Origin of the sequence: Phenylobacterium sp., assembly GCF_031412415.1 — a bacterium.
GTDB lineage: Bacteria > Pseudomonadota > Alphaproteobacteria > Caulobacterales > Caulobacteraceae > Phenylobacterium.
Genome location: NZ_JANOCX010000304.1, coordinates 1 through 5,989, shown reverse-complemented (window position 1 = coordinate 5,989; position 5,989 = coordinate 1). Strand labels below are relative to the sequence as shown.

Annotated in this window: 5 protein-coding genes; 2 read left to right on the top strand and 3 right to left on the bottom strand. The window is 69.4% G+C overall.

Annotated features, from left to right (window positions below; all coding sequences use genetic code 11):
- Nucleotides 1–1,180, top strand: a 1,180-nt coding sequence (locus RMO04_RS14560) for a helicase HerA-like domain-containing protein (RefSeq protein ID WP_309645488.1), incomplete at its 5' end; no start/stop codon positions are given.
- On the opposite strand, the gene RMO04_RS14555 is transcribed toward RMO04_RS14560, so the two are convergent.
- Nucleotides 1,177–3,873 carry a PAS domain S-box protein gene (locus tag RMO04_RS14555; protein ID WP_309645487.1) on the bottom strand — a complete coding sequence of 899 codons (2,697 nt, stop codon included), beginning with the start codon at nt 3,871–3,873 and terminating at the stop codon, nt 1,177–1,179. The genes RMO04_RS14560 and RMO04_RS14555 overlap by 4 nt on opposite strands.
- A 117-nt stretch (nt 3,874–3,990) precedes the next feature.
- The gene (locus RMO04_RS14550) at nt 3,991–4,770 is read right to left on the bottom strand and encodes an SDR family NAD(P)-dependent oxidoreductase (RefSeq protein WP_309645486.1); all 780 of its coding nucleotides are present in this window, start codon (nt 4,768–4,770) and stop codon (nt 3,991–3,993) included.
- 51 nt (nt 4,771–4,821) lie between these two features.
- Here RMO04_RS14550 and RMO04_RS14545 point away from each other — a divergent pair, with 51 nt between their 5' ends.
- Nucleotides 4,822–5,250 carry a YkvA family protein gene (locus RMO04_RS14545; RefSeq protein WP_309645485.1) on the top strand — a complete coding sequence of 143 codons (429 nt, stop codon included), beginning with the start codon at nt 4,822–4,824 and terminating at the stop codon, nt 5,248–5,250.
- Here RMO04_RS14545 and RMO04_RS14540 read toward each other — a convergent pair.
- Nucleotides 5,247–5,989 (bottom strand): DMT family transporter (locus tag RMO04_RS14540; protein ID WP_309645484.1); only part of this gene is annotated, 743 nt, incomplete at its 5' end. The genes RMO04_RS14545 and RMO04_RS14540 overlap by 4 nt on opposite strands.

Here is a 5,989-nt window from a genome sequence, read left to right as displayed (position 1 = left end):
CGAGCAGGGGCACCCGATCCGCGCCACGGTCTCGGAGATGGGGCCGCTGCTGATCTCCCGGATGCTGGAGCTCAACGATGTCCAGGAAGGCGTGCTCACGGTGGTGTTCCGCGCCGCCGACGACGAGGGCCTGCTGCTGCTGGACATGAAGGACCTGCAGGCCGCCCTCACCTACGCCTCCGACAACGCCAAGGCGCTGGGCGCCAAGTACGGCAATGTCTCGCCGACAACCGTGGCCACCATTCAGCGCAAGCTGCTGATGCTGGAGGACCAGGGAGGCGCGGGCCTGTTCGGCGAACCGGCCCTGCAGCTCTCCGACATCATGCGCACCGACGGCGCCGGGCGCGGCTATGTGAACATCCTGGCGGCCAACAAGCTGATCGCCAGCCCCAGGCTCTACGCCACCTTCCTGCTGTGGCTGATGAGCGAGCTGTTCGAGGAGCTGCCCGAGGTTGGCGACCCGGAGAAGCCCCGCCTGGCCTTCTTCTTCGACGAAGCCCACCTGCTGTTCCGCGACGCCCCCAAGCCGCTGCTGGAGAAGGTGGAGCAGGTGATCCGCCTGATCCGGTCGAAGGGGGTGGGCGTCTATTTCGTCACCCAGAATCCGGCCGATATTCCCGAGACGGTGCTGGGCCAGCTCGGCAACCGCATCCAGCATGCGCTGCGAGCCTACACGCCGACCGAGCAGAAGGGCCTGCGCGCCGCCGCCCAGAGCTTCCGCGAAAACCCCGCCTTCGACACCGCCGAGGCGATCCAGGGCCTGGGGGTGGGCGAGGCCCTGGTCTCGGTGCTGGACGAACGCGGTGCGCCCACGGTCGTGCAAAAGACCTTGATCCGGCCGCCGGTCTCCCGCCTTGGTCCCATCACCCCGGCCGAGCGCGCGTCGATCATGGGCCAGAGCCCGGTGCGCGGCCTGTATGACACCACCAAGGACCGCGAAAGCGCCTTCGAGACCCTGAAAGATCGCGCCGCGGCGGCCGCCGAAGCCATCGAGGCGCCCGCGCGCGAGGTCGAGACCCGCGACAACGCGCCGGCGAGCCGCGCCCAGCCGAGAGCCCGCGCGTCCAGCCGACAAGGCATGGGCGAGGCCTTCGCCAAGTCCCTTCTGCGCCAGGCCGGCAGCACCATCGCCCGCGAACTGATGCGAGGCCTGATGGGCGGGCTGAAAAAGCGGCGTTAGACCGCCACCCTTTGGCCCAGGGCGCCGCGCACCGCCGCGGCGAGTTGCTCGGCGCGGAAAGGTTTGCGCAGCACCGGCCAGGATGAGGCGTCCGGCGCCTCGTCCAGGCGATCGCCCGCATAGCCGGTGGTCAGGATGATCGGCAGGTCCGGATGGGCGGTGCGCGCGACCCGGGCCAGGTCGGCGCCGCTCATGCCGCCCGGCATGACGATGTCGGAGATCAGCAGGTCGAACCGCTCCTGTCCGCCGAGCCGGGCCACCGCCGATGGTCCGTCGGGCTCGCTGGTCACCTGGCAACCCAGGTCGATGAGCAGCCCTTCGGTGACCGCGCGCACCGCGGCGTCGTCCTCCACGAGCAACACCCGCGCGCCGCCCGCCCAGGCGCCTTCGATCGAGACGTCGGCGATCGTTTCGATCCGCGCGCCGGATTCGGCCGCCGGCAAGTAGAGGATCACGGTCGTCCCCTGGCCGGCCTGGGACTCGATGGTCACCGCGCCGCCGACCTGCTTGATGAAGCCATAGACCTGGGCGAGCCCCAGCCCCGTGCCCTTGCCGACCTCCTTGGTGGTGAAGAAGGGCTCGAAGGCGCGCTCCAGGGTTTCCGGCGACATGCCCGCGCCCGTGTCGGTGACGCTCACCGCGATGTAGTCTCCGGGGTCCGCCCCAGCCACCTCGCCGACGCCTAGGGAAACGGGGGTCGTGGCGATCTCCACGCTCGCGCCCGGCCGACCGTCGGTGGCGTCGACGGCGTTGACCACGAGGTTGAGCAGGGCGGCCTCGAACTGCGCCGGGTCCAGCCGGCTCATGCCCGCGCCGGGCGCGCGCCGCAGGCTGAGGGCCACGCCCTCGTCGATGGCGCGACGCACCAGGGGCTGGATCTGTTCGATGAGTTCGTTGAGGTCGATGACCTCCAGCTTCAGCTCCTGACGGCGGGAGAAGACCAGCAATTGGCGGGTCAGGCGCTCGCCCCGTCGGCCCGCCGCCAGGGCGGCCTCGGCCAGTTTGCGCACGCGGGCGGTGTCCTCCGGGTGGCGCAGGATCAGGTCCAGGCCGCCGATCACCACGGTGAGCAGGTTGTTGAAGTCGTGGGCGACGCCGCCGGTCAGGCGACCCACGGTCTCAAGGCGCTGGGCCTGGGCCAGGGCGGCTTCAGTGCGGGCGCGTTCCTCCAGGCTCTCCTGCAGCTCCCGGGTGCGCTCGGCGACACGGGCTTCCAGGTCGCTGCGGGCCTCGACGATCTCGGTGATGTCGCTGGACGACCCGAACCAGCGGCGGATGGTTCCGTCTTCCTCACGGACTGCCGAGGCGCGGCCGTTGAACCAACGCCAGACTCCGTCGTGACGGCGGACCCGGTACTCCACGTCGAAGGGCAAACCGCCCTTCACCGCCTGTTCCCAGGCCTGTTGCACGGGATCGCGATCCTGGGGATGCACGGCTTCCAGCCACCCCTCGCCCTTGTGCTTGTCGGCGGGCACGCCGGTGAAGTTGACCCACTGAGGGCTGAGATAGTCGCAGAAGCCGTCGACGCGGTTCGACCACAGGAGCTGTGGCAGGCTGTCCACCAGCGCGCGAATCCGCGCTTCGCCCGCGCGCAACGCGGTCTCCGCCATCCGCCGGTCGGTGACGTCGACACAGGAGCCGACATAGCCCTGGAAGCCTCCAGCCTCGTCGAAGGCGGGCGCCGCGGTCTCCTCCAGCCAGCGATACTCGCCGTCATGGCGGCGGAGCCGGTACTCCATGCGGCCGGGCTCTCGATGGGCGAAGTGCCGCGCATAGGCCGCCAGCAGGGGCTCGCGGTCGTCGGGATGGACGTTCTCCAGCCAGCCGCGGCCGATCTCCTCCTCGAGCGTGCGACCGGTGAACGCCAGCCAGGTGTTGTTGAACCAGCTCGCGGTCTGTGTGGCCGCGCTCATCCAGATGAGAACCGGCGCCGCGTTGGCGATGTTGCGGAATTGGTCGCGCCCGCGGACGGCGGCGGTCTCGGCCTCTCGCTGCGGGGTCACATCTCGGAAGGAGACGGCCACGCCGCCCTCCAGCTTCACCGCGCTGGAGTGCAGGAACCGCTCCTGGCCGTCGATGATCCGGCGCACCTCGATGTCGTCTGGGCCGCCGGTAGCCATCACGGCGATGAAGCGGCGGACGGTCTCCGCGCCATTGCCATCGGGAAACACCTCGCGGACTCGCCGGCCGACGAGGCCGTCGACACCCGCAGGCGCCATCCTCTCGGCGGCCGGGTTGGCGTAGGCCCAGACGAAGTCGACCACCACGCCGCGCTCGCGAACCGCCTCCAGGATCACGAAGGCGTCCAGGCCGTGTTCCTGGAAGATTCGGAATCGCTCCTCCGCCGCCGCGCCCCGCACGATGGCCAGGCGGATCGCCTTGGCGATGGTCACCATCACCAGGGTGGTGATCAGGAAGAGGACGAGCTGGGAATAGTTGGGGACGGGCATCCAGACCGCCCAGACAAGGGCCGCGCTGGTGACCGAGGCGATCAGCCCTCCACGCATCCCCGCCACTAGGGTGGCGAACAGGATCGCGGGAAAGAAGGCCATGAAGTTCGGCGGCTCGGCCAGGACAAGGCCTGCGAGCGCGCGGAAACCCGCGGCGGCGGCCACCGCGGCCAGGGCCGCGCCATAGGCCGCCACCGGATGCTCGATCGCCGTGGCGAATCGCCGCGCCCAACGTCCGATCATGTCGCGCTCACGCCCTCACCAACTCCCATGGGCGTAACGGAGGCCGAAACGCGCCTCAGGTAAAGCGTGACCATGGAAGAAGAGCGGACCGGCCTCGGGGCCGGTCCGTGGCGTGTGTTAGCGCGGCGCCATCCGGATCGCGCCGTACAGACGGACGTCCTCGCCGTTGAAATAGCCGTTGGTGATCATCTGCAGCGCCAGGGACGCATAGTCGTCGGCGTGGCCCAGGCGCTTGGGGAAGGGCACGGAGTTGGCCAGGGCCTGCTTCACCGCTTCCGGCGCGCCGCGCATCAGCGGGGTGTCAAAGATGCCAGGCAGGATGGTGTTCACCCGGATGCCTTCGCTGGCCAGGTCGCGGGCGATGGGCAGGGTCATGCCGACCACGCCGCCCTTGGAGGCGGAATAGGCCGCCTGGCCCATCTGGCCGTCCTCGGCCGCCACCGAGGCGGTGTTGACGATGGCGCCGCGTTCGCCGTCGATGGGCTCCAGGTCCAGCATGCCCTTCGCCGACTTGGCGATGCAGCGGAAGGTGCCGACCAGATTGATCTGGATGATCAGGTTGAAGGCGTCGAGGGGGAAGTGCTTGGTCTCGCCGGTGGCCTTGTCGCGGCCGGCGGTCTTGGCGGCGTTGCCGGTGCCGGCGCAGTTGACCAGGATACGCTCCTGACCATGGGCCGCGCGGGCCTTGGCGAAGGCCGCGTCGACGTCGTCGTCGGAGGTGACGTTGCACTTGCAGAAGACGCCGCCCACTTCTTTTGCGACTTCTTCGCCCTTGGCTTCGTTCATGTCGAAGATGGCGACCTTGACGCCGTGGGCCGCGAGTTGGCGCACGGTGGCTTTGCCGAGGCCCGACGCGCCGCCGGTCACGACCGCGGCGATGGAGGAATCGAGTTTCATGGACGCTTGGCTCCCGTTCTCGTCTAAACTGATGTCGGAGGCTTTAGCCCGATGAGCGCAGACTCAAAAGCGTCACCCCACGTCAACGGGGCGGCTTTCGACCCGAAGCAGGCGTTGGATCCCGCCCGCGCCCTGGTCCCGTCGGTGGTCCAGGTGAACGAGCAGCGCGTGGCCAAGGGCTTCGGGCCCAAGATCCGGCGCACGGCGGCCAAGATCCCGTTCGCCGGCGACGCGCTGTCGGTGTGGTTCTGCGCCAAGGATCCGGCCACGCCACGGACGGCCAAGGCGATGATGATGGCGGGGCTCGCCTATTTCGTCATGCCGGCCGACGCCATTCCCGACGTCCTGGCGATCGTGGGCTTCACAGACGACGCGGCGGTGTTCGCCCTGTTGATGGGGCTGGTGGGCAAGAACCTGAAGCCCCGCCACCGCGACGCCGCCCAGGACCTACTCGACCAGATGAAGCGCGACGACGACTAGAGCGGTTCGGCCGCCCGGGCGGTCACGGCCGCGGCGGCCTTGCTGATCTGGTGCTCGCGCCAGGTGATGAACAGGGTCGAGGCGACGACCAGTCCGGCGCCGGCGATGGTCCAGACGGTCGGAATCTCGTGGAACAGCGCGAAGCCGACGATCACCGTGAACACCAGGCGGATATAGTCGATGGGCGCCATGGCCCCGGCGTCGCCGATGGACATGCCCTTGATGTAGCAGCCCTGGGTGATGGTCCCCAGCACCCCCATGGCCCCCAGCAGGGCGAGGTCCGCGGGCTCTGGCCAGCGCCAGGTGAAGATCGCCCCGGGGATACCAAGCACCAGCCCCAGCGTCGCCGACCAGACCAGCAGGACGATGGGTGAATGGTCCCGCGTCATCACCTTCATTCCGGTGATGGTCAGGGCGAACAGGAAGGACGAGGCCAGCATGGCCAGGGCCGGCAGGCCGATGGCGAACCCGTCGACCCCGGGCCGCAGCATGACCAGAACGCCCAGGAACCCGACCACCGCCGCCCCGATCCGCAGCGGGCCGACGGTCTCGCGCACCACGAAGGCGGCCAGCGGCACCAGCCAAAGAGTGCGGGTGAAGGACAGGGCGTTGGCGTCGGCCAGCGGCATCTTCTGGAAGGCGTAGAAGGACAGGATCATCCCCACCGTGCCCGCCGCCGAGCGGAAGATCAGGATGCCCGGCCTTGTGGTGGCGAAGGCCGCGCCGCGGTGCTTGAGGA